This window comes from Pseudochelatococcus contaminans, assembly GCF_014195635.1.
Taxonomy (GTDB): domain Bacteria; phylum Pseudomonadota; class Alphaproteobacteria; order Rhizobiales; family Beijerinckiaceae; genus Pseudochelatococcus; species Pseudochelatococcus contaminans.
Map to the genome: position 1 here is coordinate 102,075 of NZ_JACICC010000001.1, position 16,771 is coordinate 118,845.

Genomic DNA, 16,771 nt, shown 5'->3' on the forward strand with positions numbered 1-16,771 from the left:
CCCGAAAAGGCGGGCCAAAAAATCAATCCGGGCGCAACCGCCCGAGCCACGTCTCGAACGACGGGTCGTCGCGCCGCGCCTGCGCGACGATGCGTCCGTGTTCAACGACGATGATCCGATCCGCCGCTTCCGCTTCGCGGCGTAGATGCGTGGCGATGACGAGGCTGCGCCCCGTCTCGCGCGCAGTGTGGTGCAGCCGGGCCATCACATCCCGGGCGGTTGCCGCGTCCAGCCCCTCGCTGGCCTCGTCCACCAGCCACAAGGGCGACGGGCGCAACACAAGCCGCGCCAGCGCCAGCCGCCGCGACTGCCCCCCCGAGAGGCCGATGCCCCCCTCGCCCAGCGGTGCATCCAGCCCCTGCGGCAACGCGGCGATGTCGTCCGCCAGACCTGCGACGGCCAGCGCGCCCCACAGGGTGGCATCGTCGGCCGCGGGCGCCGCAAGGCGAAGATTTTCACGCACGCTGTCGTGAAACAGCTCCGTGCGCTGTGTCAGCAGGGCATGCGGCAAGACCGCGACACGGCCTGACTGCGGAACGATTTCTCCGGCAATCACCGCAAGCAGGGTGGACTTGCCCGCCCCGCTCGCCCCTATGACGGCAACCGTTTCCCGCTCGCCGACATGGAGCGAAACGCCGTCCAGCACGGGACGGTCGGCCCCGTCGTGACCGGCGACGACATCATCGAGCGCCACTGACACACCGGCGCTTGGCCGCGCGCGCGGAGCCGGCGCGGGGGGCGTCGCGAGCCTGCCCCCGAGCCGCCGGGCGGAGAGCATCGTGCGGCCAAGTTCCAGAGCGCCGCGCCGCAACGCCCCGAAAGGCTCAAGCGCGGCGAACGCCACCAGCAGCATGAAAGCCGCGACCGGCGCGCCGATAACCTCGGCCTCCACCAGCACGGCGACGATCAGCAGCATCCCGGCCAGAATGATCGCCGAGGTCACGCCGAAAGCCGCCCCGGCAGCCGTGTCCAGCCGGTTCAATTTGTCATCGGCAGCGGCAAGCCGCCGCTCGGCCCCATGGACGTGGGCGATCTGCGCCGCAACACGTCCGGCCATGGCGAGTTCCGTGTGCCCGGCGGACAGATCCACCGTGCGCGCCCGCAGCGCTTCCATCGCATGCGAACGGCGGCGCGCCGATTTTTCGCTGGCGTGCGAGAGCGCAAGCGGAATGCCGATGCCGGCCAGCAGCAACACGATGACGAGAACGACACCGGCCCAGGCATAAGCCAAACCGACAGCCAGCCCCGCCAGCAACGCCGTGACGATGGCCGCGCCAAGCGGCACGATCACCCGCAGGTAAAGCGAGTCGAGCGCATCCACATCCCCCGTGAGCCGGAACAGCAGCAGCGCGGGCCGGCCCCGAAGGCGGCGTGCCTCACCCGCCGCCGCGAAACCGCGAAACAGCCTCTCCCGCAGCGAAGCCAGCACCGAAAGCGTCGCATCATGAGTGGTGATGCGTTCGCCATAGCGCGCCGCCGTGCGGATCAGAGCCAGCAGGCGGATGCCCGCGCCGGGTGCGAAAACGTCGAACATCAAGGCCGTTGCCGTCGACAGGCCCGCGATGGCCGTCGCGGAAATGAACCAGCCCGACAGCCCGAGCAGCGCCACACCGGCCAGCACAGTCGTCGCCGCCAGCAGGACGCCGGCGAGCATCATGGCGCGGCGGTGACCGCCGTCCGCCTCGACGAACACGCTCAGCACAGGGCGCAGATGACGCAAGCCACGCAGCTTCATGCCGTCCTCCCCCCGGATATGGCGACCACCCTGTCCATGTCGGCCATGAGCAGGGGATCGTGCGTGGCGACGATCAGCGTCTTGCCTTGCGCGATGCGCAGCAGGCCGGCACGCACATCCGCGGCTGTTTCGGGATCGAGATGGGCGGTGGGTTCGTCAGCGAGAATAATGTCGGCGTGTGGATCGGCGGCCGCCCGTGCGAGCGCCAACCGCAGCGCCTCGCCGCCGGACAAACCGTCGCCGCCCTCGCCGACCGGCACGCCGGGACGCCGCCTGCCGACGACATCGGCCAGCGCAACCTGCGCGATGGCAGCATTGACCTCACCCCGCCCAACGCCGGGGCGGCCAAGCGCCACATTCGTTGTCACGCTGCCGGAAAAGAGGTGCGGCTTCTGCCCGATCCATGCCATGCGAGCCCGCAAGGCAGTGGCCGTTTCGTCGGTAAGCGGTACGCCGCCGATGGAAATCGTGCCCGAATCCGCCGCAACCAGACCGGCGATCAGCGCCAGCAGGCTCGACTTGCCGCTGCCGCTTGCGCCCGCCAGGGCAACCTTTTCACCCGCTGCAACGTGTATCGACAGATCATCGAGCTGCCGCGCGCCCTCGTCATAGCCGAAAGCAAGCCCGTCGACCGTGACGGAAGGTGCGTGATGCGATACGCCGTCAACATCATCCGCATTGGAAGCGTCGTTGGCATTGGAAGCGCCGGGCAACATCAACCTGCCGGGACGCGCAAGCCGGTCAAGAGACTCCAGCGCCGCAACGCCTGAGGCCCGGTCATGCCAGACGACTGCCAGCTCGCGCAGCGGCTCGAAGAAGGCAGGAGCCAGCAGCAGGATGAACAGCCCTTCCGCCAGCGTCAGCTTGCCACCCCAAGCGCCCCACGGCAGCGGGCCAAGCAGGTGAAAGCCGATATAGACGGCCACCAATGCCACGCCCAGCGCCGAAAACAGCTCCAGCACCGCCGATGACAGGAAGGCAATGCGCAGCACGGCCATCGTGCGGGTGCGCAGCCGCTCCGCCGAGTCGCGCAGGCGTGTCGCGGTGGCGTCTACGGCATCAAGCGCGCGGATCGTGGCCAGACCGCGCAGGCGGTCGAGCAGGAAGGCGTTCATGCCGCCGATTTCCAGCATCTGCGCTTCGCTGGCCTCTTTCGCCTTGAGGCCGATCAGCGCCATGAACATTGGAATGAGCGGCGCGGCGATCAGCAGGATCAGCGCCGAGAGCCACGAAAACGGCAGCACGGCAGCCAGAATGACGAGCGGCACAAGCACCACCTTGCGCTGCACCGGCAGATAACGCGACAGATAAGGCAGCACCGCATCGGCCTGCTCGGCAACCACGCTGGCCGCCTCGCCCGACGCCGGACGCTCGCGGTCGAGCGGAGAGCGCAGCGCCAGCGCCCGCGCCGCCGAATCACGCAAGCGCGATACCTCTGCGCGCGCGCTGCGGAACGACAGCCGGGTTCCCCATGCATCGAGGCCCGCGCGCACCAGCCCGAACGCCAGCGCGCCAAGGGCGAGCGGCACTACCGCCTGCAAGCCCGCGCCATTGGCGAGCGCCCCAACCGACCATGCAAGACATGCAGCCTGCGGAATCCAGAACAGCGCCGCCAGCGCCTGCACCATCGCCCCCACTGAAGAGGGCCGGGGCTTGCGGTTTTCGGGCCGTTCGGGTTTCCCGGGAGCCTCGCCGGACGATTCGGAGGTTTCCAAGGTGGGGTTGTTTCCGGGAGGTACGGTGTCCATATGCGTTGCGCCGGCATGGACCGGCGTGGGGACGCGCGCGGTCTCGCCCCTGGCAGCCCGCAGCGCCGATGTCGCGCCGTTTGCTGCCGGGCTTGCCACTCCCGCTCCACCTGTCGCCAGTGCCCTCATGCCTGCCTTATCCGTGCTCCCCGGCGGCCTCGGAACGGGGCCGCATAACCGAATATAATCCGCGGGATTTGGAGCAGATCGCGCGCAGATTTTCTTTGATATAGCTCCAATTTTGCGATCTGCTGGGGACAATCAACTGGACAGAGACCCCCCGGAGCAGCTGGCAAAATGAGCACTGGCGCCTCGAAAAGCACCACTATATCAATCGGATAGGTCGACAATCAATCGAATCCGATCCGCGTTCCGATTATATTTTATTTTCACTTATTCTGAATTACACATTGCGCGCCGTGAGGGTGGCGAAACGTCACACGGCGGTTGGCGGCGAAAGCACAAACGATTATGGTGCGTGCGCGGTGGTTCGGGAGCGGCCTGTCAGCAGGCCAATCCCCGCCGTCACACAGCAGCAAAAGCGCATCACCGCACCGGCAGCGACACCGGGCGGCGCGATGGCAGAACGCATTCCGGCGAAGGATACACAGATGGCCGCAAGCATCATTCCGCACTTCCACAACACGCCCGGCGTGCGCGTCGTTCATGTCGGTTCGCGCGAATTCATGTGCATCGGCGCGCTGCCGCCCTTCGACCACCCCCACATCTACATCGACATGGGCCACGATTCGGAAGTCGTGTGCAGCTATTGCTCCACTCTCTACCGATTCGATCCCGCGCTTGCCGAGGGTACTGCCAAGCCGGTGGAATGCGTGTGGCATGACCAGCCGGCAGAAGCGCCCGCCTCCGCCGCCTGAGGCATCACAGCGCTTTCGCCCCTGTTTTGACTGCGAACAGACCGATGCCCGCGGCGCAAGCCGCCCCGGACGCCGGTCTGTGAACGCGGATCTGCGGGCCTAACCCGTGTAGAGCGGACCATTTCCGTCCGTTATCCTCCAATCGAGACCATTGATGAGCCACTCATCCGAATCTGTCGTCGTCGCCGGCGCGGGCATCGGCGGACTGACAATTGCGCTGATGCTGGCACGCAGGGGCATATCGGTCACCGTACTTGAAAAGCGCACCGCGCTGGTGGAAGCCGGCGCGGGCATTCAGTTGTCGCCGAACGCCAGCCGCTGCCTCATCGATATCGGTTTGGGGCCTGCGCTCGCACGCCGCGCGGTGGAGCCGGAACAACTGGTCGTCCGCAGCCTCAAAAATGGCAAGACCCTGGGCGGCATGCCGCTTGGCCGCACAGCGCGAGACAGGTACGGCGCTCCCTACTGGGTGATTCTGCGGGCGGACTTGCATGGCGTCCTGCTCGACGCGGTTCGATCAGAACCGAATGTGCAACTGCTGGTCGGTCGCGATGTTGTCGGCGTTCGCGACGGCGTGGATCATGCCGAGATCACATATAGATCCGCCGGCGATACCGAGCAGATCCTGCACGCGCCGCTTCTCGTCGGCGCGGATGGCGTGCGCTCGAAATTGCGATCCGCCATCGGCAATGCCGAACCGCCCCGGTTCCGCAATTTCGAGGCGTGGCGGTGTGTGGTTCCGGCACAATCGGTGCCCCCGAGCCTTGCCGAAAAGCAATCGACGCTATGGCTGGGCTCGCAGGCGCATATCGTCAGCTATCCGGTTTCCGGCGGAGAGAACTGGAACATCGTTGTCATCGTGCCGGCCCGCCTTCCCGTAGAAGGCTGGGGGCTTCCGATGGAGCGCGACCGTTTCGAAGCGCTGTTGGCTACCCTTCGCGGCGACGATCTCGCCGACCTTCGCACCCTGCTGCGAGCCGCTGAAAGCTGGCGGTTGTGGTCGTTGCACGACGCGCTGCCGGCCACACGGTGGAGTTTGCGCCACGCCACACTGCTGGGGGACGCCGCGCATCCGGTGCTTCCCTTCATGGCGCAGGGCGGTGCGCTCGCCATCGAGGATGCCGCCGTGCTGGTCAGGGCGCTGGCCGCGCATCAGGGCGATACACCGGCCGCGCTGGCTGCTTATGAAGCGGCGCGTCATCCGCGTGCCCGGCAGGTGATGGAGCAGTCCCGTTCCAACAGCCGCTCGTTCCACTTCTCCGGCATCCCGGCGTTCGTTCGCAATGCCGTGCTGGGCCGCTGGAAGGGCGAGCAGTTCCTCGCCCGCTATGACTGGCTCTATGGCTGGAAGCCAGATTAAAAAGCCCACGTTCCGTGCAAATCAGAATGTGGGCTTTATATTGCCTGCCATCAACGCAAACGGCCCTTTAACAGGCCATCCCGATGGCGTCTGTCATTATATCTGCTGGGCGGCAAAGGCATCGCAGGCGCTGACCTTGCCGGACTGGAAGCCGCGCGTGAACCAGCGCATGCGCTGGTCCGACGTGCCGTGCGTGAAGGAATCAGGCACCACCCTGCCCTGTGACGCTTCCTGCAGTCGGTCGTCGCCGATGGCGGACGCGGCGTTCAGCGCTTCCTCGATATCTCCCGGTTCGAGCGCGTTCCAGCCGGTGTTGCTGTGATAAGCCCACACGCCGGCAAGGCAATCGGCCATCAACTCGGTGCGGACGGACAACCGATTCGCCTCGGCCTTTGATGATGCCTGCTGCTGCGCCTGCTGGACGCGCGGCAGGATGCCGAGCAGGTATTGCACGTGATGCCCGACCTCGTGGGCGATGACGTATGCATAAGCAAAATCGCCGCCGGCACGAAAGCGCGTGCGCATCTCGTTGAAGAAAGCGACGTCCAGATAAACCTTCTGGTCAAGCGGGCAGTAGAACGGCCCCATGGCCGACTGGGCCGCGCCGCAGCCGGAGCGCGTGCCGCCGGTGTACATCACCAGCCCCGGCTCGCGATAGTCCTTGCCCGTCTGTTCCGGCAGAACCTTGTTCCACACGTCCTCGGTGTTGCCCAACACGGCGGCGACGAACTGCCCGTCCTGATCGTCGGGCGTGCCTGTCGCTCCCTGCTGGCCGCTATTATCCTGTGTGACATAGCCGGAGTTGCTCAGCATCTCCGCACCGCCGATCAGGACGCGCGGATCGATGCCCAGCGCCCAGCCGACAAGACCGAGAATCACGAGCGCGCCGATTCCAAGGCCGCCGCGACCGCCGCCGCCGCCGCCCGGCAAGCGGAAGCCACCGCCACCCCCACCGCGCCTGTCTTCGATATTGCCAGACCGACGAAAATCACCCCAACGCATGCAATCCTCCCCGCCGCCAGACATCGGCAGAATGATTTATTTATAATGCCGTGGGCAACAAGGCGAGGCGATATTTGTTCCCGTGTGCATCTCGCGTTGGAGAAGACGCAAGGCTTGACGCGCCCGCGCCAGTCGTGGCACAAGGTCGCGGATTGCCGGGTTAGCTCAGCTGGTAGAGCAACCGCCTTGAACATAACGAGTGCCTCGGGAGAAATCCCGGGAGTAGAATCGCCCAAATTCGGGGAAAGCTAAAGCCGTCGCCTGCCGATGGCCATGCCAATCCCGAGCCAAGCCCCGCTCCGCGGGGAAGGTGTAGAGACTAGACGGGTGACGCCTAAGGCCAACGCAGATGTAACGCTGCAGGCTATGGCGAAGGGATAGTCCAGCCCACGAACGCACACGGCGGCGAAAGCCGAAGTGGGACGGTAAGCGGTAGGTCGTTGGTTCGATTCCGACACTCGGCACCATTTTTGTTTGCAAGCGGCCGCCACACCACCATGCTTGCGGGTGCGGTTCGAGGTTTCACCTCTCATCCGTACCATTCTATTTCTGTCCAAATACCAGCCCGACACCCGGCGACTTCGCGGCGGAGCATGCGCGCCAGCCAAATACCGAAGTGCAGCCGGTAATTTCCCTTGACCCATGCCATAAAACACGTAACCTCTTGTAAAAATAAGAATTCCAGAGGGTTATGACATGGCTGTGGTGCCCCGGCGCGGACGAGACCAGTTCGCAATTCTCGTGCTTGCGCTTTGTTGGGGGTTGAACTGGCCGGCGGTGCGCACCGCCCTGTTCGAGCTTCCGCCGTGGACGCTTCGTGCGTTGGGTATGGGGGCCGGCTGTCTGTTCCTGTTCGCCATCGTGTGTCTGCGTGGCCAGAGACTTACCCTGATGCGCCGCGACGTGCTGCCGGTTCTGGCAGGCGGAGCGTTGACCATTACCGCCTTCAATCTGCTGCTCGCCTTTGCCCAGTTGACGGCGCCGACCTCCCGCGCCGTCATCGTCACGTTTACCATGCCCGTCTGGACGGTGATCTTCGCCCGCATCTTTCTGGGGGAGCGGCTGGACGGACGCCGCAAGCTCGCGCTCGTCTTCGGCATTGCGGGATTGATATGTCTTGGCTGGCCGCTGATCGTCAGCGGGACTTTTTCCTACGGGCTGCTGCTGGCTTTGCTTGCGGGAATGGCATGGGCTTTGGGAACCATTGTCATCAAGCGTTTTCCCGTCTCGACCCCGCCCATGACGGCTGTGGCGTGGCAGCTTGGAGCGGGAGCACTGGTCGCGGCAATCGGCATGGTGGTGTTTGAGCCGCACGTCCTGCGGGATGGGATCGACTGGTTCAACCTTCAGGAACGGACATGGATTGCGCTTGGCTATCACATCGTCTTCTCGCAGGCGCTGGCCTATCTCATCTGGTATAATCTGCTGGCGCGGCTTCCTGCCGGCGTGCTCAGCCTTTCGACGCTTATGGTTCCCGCAATCGGGGTCATCAGCTCGATCCTGCTGCTCGGCGAGCAGCCCACAATGAGCGACTTTGCCGGACTGGTGCTGATGACCGCGGCCGCAGGCTCCGTGATGATGCCGCCCTCGACAAGATCGCGGGTGAGCGCGTCTGCCAGCGCGCAATCCGGAAAAGCATGATGATGTGATTGGCAAACAAAACCGGGCGGCTCCTGAGGAACCGCCCGGCTTTGGTCTTCCATTGTGTCCCGGCTATCGTCCCGCTGGTATCATCACGATGCGCCGGCGTTCTGGATCGGCTCCAACCCGCACCACTCGGCGATGAACAGGGCGTAGGTGCGCGTGACCTGTTTCAGGCTTTCAAGGTCGACGTATTCGTCAATCCCGTGCGGCAGGCCGCAGGTCGCGCCGTAAACGATGGACGGCGTATTCTGGTAAAGGCCGAAATAGCGCGCGTCGGTTACGGCGGAGCTGATGGAACTCGTTACCGGCTCACCAAAGACGGTTTCGTGCGCGCGGCCCATCGCGGCTTCGATGTCCGACCCCGGCTCCAGCACGTAACCGTCCGCCATGAAGCCGTGGAAGGTGATCTTGGGCGGATGATTCGCCAGGTAGGGATCGGCAGCGCATGCCTCGGCCACGCGGTCGCGGATCTCCTGCCGGATAGCGGCCAGATCCTCGCCTTCCAGCACGCCGAGCCGAATTTCCATCCGCGCTTTTGCCGGCACGGACGACACCCAATCCCCACCCGCCAGCTTGCCGAGATTCACCCGCACGGGATGCGGGTGATCCTTGTAAACCGGATGGTTCACCTTTCGGGCATTCCATTCGTCCTCAAGCCGCTTGATGAACGGCCAGATGTGAATGGCCTTTTCCAGCGCGTTGGCGCCAACGTTCTGGAACGCCGCCGAAGCATGCTGGGGATCGCCCTCGATGTCGAGGCATAGCCACATCAATCCCACTTCGGCACGCATGATCGACGCCCCGAATGGCTCGGGCACCAGCGCACCGTCAGCCTTGTAACCACGCTGGATGCATGCCAGCGCGCCGTTACCGGTGCATTCTTCCTCGACCACCGATTGCAGGAAGATCGGCGCGGCGGGTGCAAGGCCCACCGCCTTCAGCGCCTCGATGGCGTAGATGGCGGCGGCAAGGCCGGACTTCATATCCCCAGCCCCTCGGCCATACATCCGCCCCTCCGCGATGCGCGGTTGGAATGGCGGCGTGGTCCAGCGATCGGTGTCGCAAGGGGGCACCACATCGACGTGGCCGTTGATGATCAGCGAGCGCCCCTTGACCTCTTTCGGAGTGAGCGTACCGACGACATTGAAAGCCTGTGCGTAGTCGACGAACTCGACCGGCGCAAATCCGCGCAGATCCTTGATATCGTCGACCTCGATCTTCCAGTGATCGACCGCATATCCCCGCGCCCGCAACGCATCGGCCATGAACTGCTGCATGGCTGCCTCGTTGCCGCGCGTGGAGTCGAAGCGCACCATGTCTGCGGTGAAGGCAAGCTGGTCGTCGAACCCGGCATCGACCGCATCGATTATCCGTTGCCGTATCGTTGCATCAAACTTCATGGTGGGTCACTCCTGCGGACGGGGGAAGCAGCGCTCCCGCAGGGTCACGAGACCCTTGGGGAGGTACATGACAATCAGAACGATAAGAAGGCCGTAGCCGAGCATGCGGTAGCTTTCGAGATCGCGCATTGCCTCGATGAGAACGGTCAGAACCAGCGCGCCCACGAGCGGGCCGGTGAACGTGCCGAGGCCCCCGACCAGCACCATGGCGATGATCGAGATCATCAGATCCAGCCCCACCACCGAGGCCGGGGTCAGAATGGACAGGTAATGGGCGTAGAATGCTCCTGCGATGCCGACGATGAACGCCGACAGGCCAAAGACCATCAGCTTCATCCGCGTCAGGTTCACGCCAAGGCTCTCGGCGGCGTCCTCGCCGTCGCGCATGGCCAGCATCGCAAGGCCCGTCTTCGAGCGCATGAGACAGACGATGACACCGAGCATCAGCAGCAACAGGACGAGCGACAGGTAATAGAACGATACCTTGTCCGCCGGGCTGAAGGTTATCGGCCCGGCGAAAGGCAGGGTAAAGCCTTCGAACTGGGGAATGCCCCACAGGCCCATCTCACCCCGGGTGACCGAGGAGAAATTGGCGATGCAGATGCGCACGATCTCGGCAAAACCGAGGGTTACGATGGCGACATGCGCCATCGAGCGGATCCGCAGGATCGGCGTGCCGATGAAAAAGCCGGCGCCGGCGGCGATCAGCCCGCCCAGCCACAGCGTGATCCACGGACTGATGGCCAGATTCATCGACAGCAGCGCCGAGCCATAAGCCCCCAGACCGAAGAAAGCGTGGTGGCCGAAGGTCTTGAGCCCGGCAAAGCCGGTCACCAGGTTCCACGCCGAGGCAAAAATGCCGAAGATCATCACCAGCACCATGACGTGCATGATGTAGGGATCGGACGTAATCAGCGGCAGCGCCAGCATCAGGACGAGAGCGCCCGCGATACACAGCCGCGACTGAAGTGTATAAGGCTTGAACATCAGCGGCCTCCTTTGACAAGCGGTTCGGGGCGGAAGAAAGTGGTCAGTTGCATGATCATTTCTTCCCGAACAGGCCCCACGGGCGCCACCAGATGACGGCGATCATCAGCGTGAAGGAAATCACGTCGCGCCATTCGGATGAGGTGAGCTGCACGCCGATCGCCTCGACGACGCCGAGCAAAAGCCCGGCGGCAATGGCGCCGGGGAAGGAGCCGAGCCCGCCCAGAACCACCACCACGAACCCCTTGAGCAGCACGGGTATGCCGGCCCACGGACTGATGGCGTTGATCGGCGCCAGCATGGCCGCCGCCAGCGCGCCGAGCGCTGCCGCAAGGCCGAAGCAGATCATGTAAACCCGCCGCACCGGGATGCCGACGACCTGCGCCGCGTCCCTATCCTGCGCGGTGGCGCGGATCGACCAGCCAAGGCGCGTATATTTGAGCAGCCAGGTGAACAGCCCGATGACCGCCAGCGCCACAACGAAAATCAGCACGCGTTGCCATGGCAGGCGAATATCGCCGATGGCCATCACACCCTGCACGTAATAGGGCACCGTGTTGAAGCGCTCGCCGAAGATCAGCAGGGCGGCGTTCTGCAGGACGATGGACAGGCCGAGTGTCGCCGCGATGGTGGTGAAGGCCCAGTTTTCCCGGACAATCAGGTATTCGATCGTCAGCTTCTCGATCAGCATGCCGAGAGCGAAAGCAATCGCCACCGCCAATGGAATGGAGATATACGGCGGCAGGCCGAACTGCACCGTGAGGAAGAAGGTGAAATAGCCGCCCAGCATGTAAAGTTCGCCGTGGGCGAGGTTCAGCACCTTCATAGTGCCGTAGACGAGCGCGATACCCGATCCGATCAGCGCGTACATCGATCCGGTGATCAGGCCATTGAGTATCTGCTCAAGAAAGATGGCAAGGTTCATGGTCTGCGTCCCTTCTCATTCGCCGAGGTAGACGCGGCGGATCACGTCGGAATTCATCATCTCGTCCCCGGTGCCGCTGAGCATCACCCGGCCGCTTTCCAGCAGATAGCCGTGGCTTGAGATGCCGAAGGAGAGCTTGACGTTTTGTTCGTTGAAGATCACGGCGATGCCCTCGGCATTCACCTTGCGGATGATGTCGGCGATCTGCTGCACGATCCTGGGCGTCAGGCCCAGATAGGGCTCGTCCATCAGCAGAAGCTGGGGCTTGGACATCAGCGCCCGCGCGATGGCGACCATCTGCTGTTCGCCGCCGGACATCTTCCCCGCGATCTGGTCACGGCGTTCGGCGATGATCGGGAACAGGCTTTCCACCCATTCCAGCCGATCCTTGGCGTATTTCTGGACGCTGTGGTGGTAGGCGCCCAGCATGACGTTCTCATACACCGTCATGCCCGTGAACAGCCGCCGGCGTTCCAGCACCATGGACATGCCGCGCGCCACCATCTCGTGCGCCGGGCGGTTGGTGATGTCCTCGCCGTTCAGGAACACCTTGCCCGAGCGGACGGGCGTCAGGCCCATGATAGCCTTGAGGATCGTCGATTTGCCGGAGCCGTTGGGGCCGAGCACGGCCATTACCTGCCCCGCATGCGCCTGCATCGAGACATCCCACAGCACCTGATAGTTGCCGTAGATGACGTTGACGTTCTGCACGTCGAGCATGGGCTTTGCGCTGTCAGTGGCCATGGTCTGCGCTCTCCCCGAGATAGAGTTCCACCACTGCCGGATTCGTCGCCACCTCATGCGGGGTTCCCGAAACCATGCGGGCGCCGCGATTCATGAAGACGGCTTCGTCCGCCAGCTCGTTGATGACCCGCATGTTGTGTTCGATGAGAACGATGGTCAGCCCGTCTGCCCGCAGGGTTTTGACGAGATCGATCAGGCCGGGGATCGACTTCATGTCCACGCCGCCGGTCACCTCGTCCATCAGCAGCAGCTTTGGCCGCGTCGCCATCGCGCGGGCCAGCTCCAGCCGCTTGCGTTGGCCGGTGGACAGGCCCTTGGCCAGCGTGTTCAGCTTGTCGCCAAGGCCGACCTTGTGGGCATAGGCCTCGGATGCCTTCCGCAGTTCCGCCATGGAGGAATGATAGGGCCGCGCCCCGACCATGATGTTTTCGGCCACCGAAAGCTGCTCGAACGGCTGCGTGATCTGGAAGGTGCGCGCCACGCCCGCCCGGCATCGGGCATCGGGCCGCAGCGCGGTGATATCCTGCCCCTGAAACAGGATGCATCCCAGGGTGGGTTTATGAACCCCGGCGATGACGTGAAAGGTGGTGGTCTTTCCGGCGCCGTTAGGCCCCATCAGGGCGAGAATCTGGCCCTGTTTGACATCGAGGGAGAGATTGTCGATGGCCACGATGCCACCAAAGATCATCGTGATGGCATCAACCTGGAGGAGCGGCGCGCTTGCCACATTCGCCATGCGTCAGACTCCGGTGAGAGTTGGACAAGTGTCTGCACGACCCGAAGCTGGTTCGGGACTGCTGCCTTTGACAGGACAGGGGGCCGGAAAAGCCGTTCGCTCTCCCGGCCGGACAGGTCAGACGGTCACTTGAATTCCGCCGTGGCGGACGTGGACGGCCACACGGCCTTGCTCACGCCATCCTACACCTGAGCCACCGCAACGGGCAGGAACTCCGGGCCGATCTTCGGCGTGTGGTTCGCGGTGTCGTAGACAAAGCGGCCCGTGTAGCAATCGAAGTCGGTCTGCGCGAACGCTTCCGACAGCTTCGCTGGCTCGTAGGTGCCGGCGCGCTTGAGGTTGTCCACCAGCATCGCGAACTGGCAATAGCCCTGCGCATGATCGCCCGTGGCGGCAACGCCCTTCGACTCCATCAGATCGAACAGCGCCTTGTGCTTCTCGTTGTTGACCGGATCGTAGAGCATCGGCGTCCAGAGCATCTTTTCGGAATCCGCGCCTACACCCTGATGAAACTCCGGCCGCAGCGGGTAATAGATAGCGACGTGCAGGGAATCGAGCCCGGTTTCCTTGATCTGCCGCGTCAGCGCGACACCCGAATTGACCGAGGTGAAGATGGAGACCAGCACATCCGGCTTGGCTCCGCGCAGCTTCGACAACTGCGGGTAGAAATCGGAGTGCCCCAGCGGCACGGCTTCATGTCCAACTTCGCTCCAGCCCGCCTCCTTGAACAGCGGCACCGCGAATTCGGTGTTGGACTTGCCATAGTCCGTATCCTCGAAGACGAAGGCGATCTTCTTGCCTTCCGGCGAGAACTTGCCTGCCGCCGTCAGACCCTCGACCGCCTCGAACACGGCCTTGGCATAGGCGTCGGAGTTCCAGCTCGCCTTCCAGAAGTTGGCGAAACGCTTGGGATCGCTTTCCACCTTGCGCGCGATCTCAGACGAAACCGGCTGGCCGCTCATCACGAACTTGCCGTAGGACGCCGCGACATCCATCAGCGCGATCGTCACCGAGGAGGCGAAAGTGTCGCCGACCAGCAGATCGACGTTGTCGCGCGTCAGCAGCTTCTGCGCCGCCGAGACGCCGATCTCTGGGCGCGAGGCGCTGTCTTCGAAAATCAGCTTCAGGGTGGTTTTTTCGCCGTTGAGGTCAATGCCGCCGGCTGCATTCACTTCATCGGCGACGAATTGATAAGCGTCGCGCATCGCGATGCCGGAGGTGGCGGCCGGCCCGGTAAGGGGGCCGACGACGCCGATTTTCACTTCCGCCGCAAAAGCTGCGGGCGAACATAGGATGGTCGCGCCCAGAAGGGCGGCATAAAGGTTTCTGGTCATTTTGGTTCCCGTCTGGTTGAACGCCAGGTCTTGTCGCCTGGCTGATCGTTTGGATGCGTAACCCTTCAGGCTGGTTCGGTTCCGCACCAGTCTGCAATGAACAGCGCCATGGCCTTGGTGACGCTGTGCAAAGAGTCCAGGCTGACGTATTCGTCGAAGCCGTGGATGTTATGGGAGACCGGCCCGTAGCACAGGGTCGGAATCCGGTTGTAGAGCGCGTAGACCCGTGCATCGAGATAGGCCGGGGTCGTGAAGGTTTTCAGCGGTGCGCCGAAAGCCTCCGCGTGGGCATGCGCCAGTGTCTTTTCCGCCTCGGAACCCGGCTTCAGATAATAACCCTCCGCATTGAACCCGTTCTGGGTGATGCGGGGCGGATTCTGGGCGAGGAATCGATCCGTGCGTGAGAATGATGATATGTGATCTGTGATCTCATGCAACTTATCTTGTGCCTTCTGGCCCGGATAGATCGAGATGCGCACCTGAAAGCGGCACCACGCCGGGACCGACGATCCCCAGTCCCCACCTTCGATAATGCCGATGTTCATGTTGATCGGCTTCGGCTCGTTCTCGAAGCCGGGGTGTTCCGCCTTCTCGGCGTTCCACTTCGCCTCGATCTCGCGCAGCGCACCAATGACGCGATAGGCGGCGTCGATGGCATTCGCGCCTTCCCCCATCTCGCGGACATGCACGGGAATGCCGCGCACCTCGACCTCGAACCACAACACACCGCCGCTGGCGCGGACCAGCATGTTGTCCTCCGGTTCGGGGATCAGGGCCGCGTCGGCGGTGTAGCCGCGCAGAAAGGTTTGCAACGCACCGTTGCCCGTCGACTCCTCCTCGACCACCGATTGCAGATAGACGGTGGCAGCCGGTTGCAGGCCAATCCGGCGCAGCGCCTCCAGCGCGAAGACATTGGCGCCCGCGCCGGCCTTCATATCTCCCGCGCCGCGGCCATAAAGGCGGTCACCAACGATTTCGCCGCCATAAGGATCGCGCTCCCACATATCGAGCGGGCCGGTCGGCACGACATCGACGTGGTGCTGAAGGATCAGCGAGCGGCCCTTTTCCTCTCTGGGATGATGGATTCCCACAACGACAGGCGCGCGCGAGTGGTCGGCTGAAAACGGCGCGCCGCCCTCGTGCGCTGTCAGTTCCGCCTCGTTCATTTCGAAGCGGTCCATCTTAAAGCCGCGGGCGGCATAGTCGTTGTAGAGAAAATCCTGAATCGTGAATTCTTCAGCCCGCTGCGAGGCAAATGACACAAGCTTGCGGGTGTAGGCGATCTGCTCGTCGAAACCATCGTCGACGGAGCGCAGAATCCTAGCGCTTAGATCAGACTGCATAATGTGTATCCCCACTTTTATTCTTTGATTCAAAGGAACCGCATTGATCCTTCCAAGTCAATAGTTGATTTTCAAGTATCATTGAGTGATACAAGAACCATGATGACGAAGAAACCTCCCTCCTCCGCCAATCCAAAATCCGACAAGGAAAACGCCGGCATGCGTGCCGTCGAGCGGGTTACCGCGATCCTGCAAAGCTTCTCCATGACAAGGCCCATGCTGAGCCTGACGGAGGTTGCCCGCGCCACCGGCCTCGACAAGAACACAACCCGCCGCCTGTTGATCGCCCTGTGCCGCACGGGCCTTGTCCGCCGCGACGAGACCGAGGGCACCTACGGCCTTGATATCGGCGTGCTCAAACTTCAGCCCGCCGTGCTCGGTCCCCGGGCGCTGCGCGAAACAGCCGCGCCGCATCTGCAATGGCTCGCCGAAAAAACAGGCATGACGTCGTTCTTCTGGATTCCCGACTCCGAAGGCGCCATCTGCATCGATCGCGTCAGGGCCAGCGGCGTGTTTCTGGATGTGCCGTGGTCGTCTCCCGGCACGGTGGTACCCTTGAACATGGCGGCGGGACCGAGGGTCATCCTCGCGCATATTTCGGAGGAGGCTCGTGCGTCGTGGCTGGCGCGATCGCAGCCGCAGTTCACGCAGTTCTCTCAAACCGACCAGTCGGAACTCCTGCGCTCCATCGAACGCATCCGTCTGCATGGTTATGAAGTCGTCCGGAACGATTATTATGTTGGCATGGCCGGGCTGGGCGTGCCGGCCCTCAACCGGGGCGGCACGTTCGTAGGCGCGATCTCCGTGACCAGCGGCAGCAGCGATTTCGACGATCCGGCCCGGATGCAGAGTGCCCTCGCCGCAGCGCGTGAAACCGCGGCGGCCATCGGCCTCAGGCTTGGCCCCGGCCTCGCGACAACGGGATGAGAGACGCC

14 protein-coding genes are annotated in these 16,771 nt (G+C 63.6%); 4 read left to right on the forward strand and 10 right to left on the reverse strand.

Annotated features, from left to right (window positions below):
• Positions 1 to 22 precede the first annotated feature (22 nt).
• Complete coding sequence (locus tag FHS81_RS00505) at positions 23 to 1,735, reverse strand: amino acid ABC transporter ATP-binding/permease protein (RefSeq protein ID WP_183750093.1); 1,713 nt, start codon at positions 1,733 to 1,735, stop codon at positions 23 to 25.
• Positions 1,732 to 3,483 carry a thiol reductant ABC exporter subunit CydD gene (gene cydD, locus FHS81_RS00510; RefSeq protein WP_183750713.1) on the reverse strand — a complete coding sequence of 584 codons (1,752 nt, stop codon included), beginning with the start codon at positions 3,481 to 3,483 and terminating at the stop codon, positions 1,732 to 1,734. Before cydD ends, FHS81_RS00505 begins: the two co-directional genes overlap by 4 nt.
• A 611-nt stretch (positions 3,484 to 4,094) precedes the next feature.
• On the opposite strand from cydD, the gene FHS81_RS00515 reads away from it, so the two are divergent.
• Positions 4,095 to 4,361 (forward strand): zinc-finger domain-containing protein, encoded by a 267-nt coding sequence (locus tag FHS81_RS00515; RefSeq protein ID WP_183750714.1) that lies wholly within the window; start codon positions 4,095 to 4,097, stop codon positions 4,359 to 4,361.
• A gap of 154 nt (positions 4,362 to 4,515) precedes the next feature.
• Positions 4,516 to 5,721 (forward strand): FAD-dependent monooxygenase, encoded by a 1,206-nt coding sequence (locus tag FHS81_RS00520; RefSeq protein WP_183750094.1) that lies wholly within the window; start codon positions 4,516 to 4,518, stop codon positions 5,719 to 5,721.
• A 96-nt stretch (positions 5,722 to 5,817) separates the two neighbouring features.
• On the opposite strand, the gene ypfJ is transcribed toward FHS81_RS00520, so the two are convergent.
• Positions 5,818 to 6,723, reverse strand: a complete 906-nt coding sequence (gene ypfJ / locus FHS81_RS00525; RefSeq protein ID WP_183750095.1) for a KPN_02809 family neutral zinc metallopeptidase — start codon at positions 6,721 to 6,723, stop codon at positions 5,818 to 5,820.
• A gap of 696 nt (positions 6,724 to 7,419) precedes the next feature.
• Here ypfJ and FHS81_RS00530 point away from each other — a divergent pair.
• Complete coding sequence (locus tag FHS81_RS00530; RefSeq protein WP_183750096.1) at positions 7,420 to 8,364, forward strand: DMT family transporter; 945 nt, start codon at positions 7,420 to 7,422, stop codon at positions 8,362 to 8,364.
• Positions 8,365 to 8,456: 92 nt separating this feature from the next.
• Here FHS81_RS00530 and FHS81_RS00535 read toward each other — a convergent pair whose 3' ends face one another.
• The 7 genes from FHS81_RS00535 to FHS81_RS00565 all read right to left on the reverse strand — a co-directional run bounded on the left by FHS81_RS00535 (position 8,457) and on the right by FHS81_RS00565 (position 15,836).
• Positions 8,457 to 9,767 carry an ArgE/DapE family deacylase gene (locus tag FHS81_RS00535; protein WP_183750097.1) on the reverse strand — a complete coding sequence of 437 codons (1,311 nt, stop codon included), beginning with the start codon at positions 9,765 to 9,767 and terminating at the stop codon, positions 8,457 to 8,459.
• A 6-nt stretch (positions 9,768 to 9,773) separates the two neighbouring features.
• Complete coding sequence (locus tag FHS81_RS00540) at positions 9,774 to 10,754, reverse strand: branched-chain amino acid ABC transporter permease (RefSeq protein WP_183750098.1); 981 nt, start codon at positions 10,752 to 10,754, stop codon at positions 9,774 to 9,776.
• A 55-nt stretch (positions 10,755 to 10,809) separates the two neighbouring features.
• The gene (locus FHS81_RS00545; RefSeq protein ID WP_183750099.1) at positions 10,810 to 11,679 is read right to left on the reverse strand and encodes a branched-chain amino acid ABC transporter permease; all 870 of its coding nucleotides are present in this window, start codon (positions 11,677 to 11,679) and stop codon (positions 10,810 to 10,812) included.
• Between the two features lie 15 nt (positions 11,680 to 11,694).
• Positions 11,695 to 12,423, reverse strand: a complete 729-nt coding sequence (locus FHS81_RS00550) for an ABC transporter ATP-binding protein (RefSeq protein WP_183750100.1) — start codon at positions 12,421 to 12,423, stop codon at positions 11,695 to 11,697.
• On the reverse strand, positions 12,413 to 13,159 hold the full coding sequence (locus FHS81_RS00555; protein ID WP_183750101.1) for an ABC transporter ATP-binding protein: 747 nt from the start codon (positions 13,157 to 13,159) through the stop codon (positions 12,413 to 12,415). The genes FHS81_RS00550 and FHS81_RS00555 overlap by 11 nt, the downstream gene beginning before the upstream one ends.
• Before the next feature lie 182 nt (positions 13,160 to 13,341).
• Positions 13,342 to 14,493, reverse strand: a complete 1,152-nt coding sequence (locus FHS81_RS00560) for an ABC transporter substrate-binding protein (protein ID WP_183750102.1) — start codon at positions 14,491 to 14,493, stop codon at positions 13,342 to 13,344.
• Positions 14,494 to 14,558: 65 nt separating this feature from the next.
• Entirely contained in the window at positions 14,559 to 15,836 is a 1,278-nt protein-coding gene (locus tag FHS81_RS00565) for an ArgE/DapE family deacylase (RefSeq protein ID WP_183750103.1), read from the reverse strand.
• 99 nt (positions 15,837 to 15,935) lie between these two features.
• Here FHS81_RS00565 and FHS81_RS00570 point away from each other — a divergent pair, with 99 nt between their 5' ends.
• Positions 15,936 to 16,763, forward strand: a complete 828-nt coding sequence (locus tag FHS81_RS00570) for an IclR family transcriptional regulator (RefSeq protein ID WP_183750104.1) — start codon at positions 15,936 to 15,938, stop codon at positions 16,761 to 16,763.
• Positions 16,764 to 16,771: the final 8 nt, after the last annotated feature.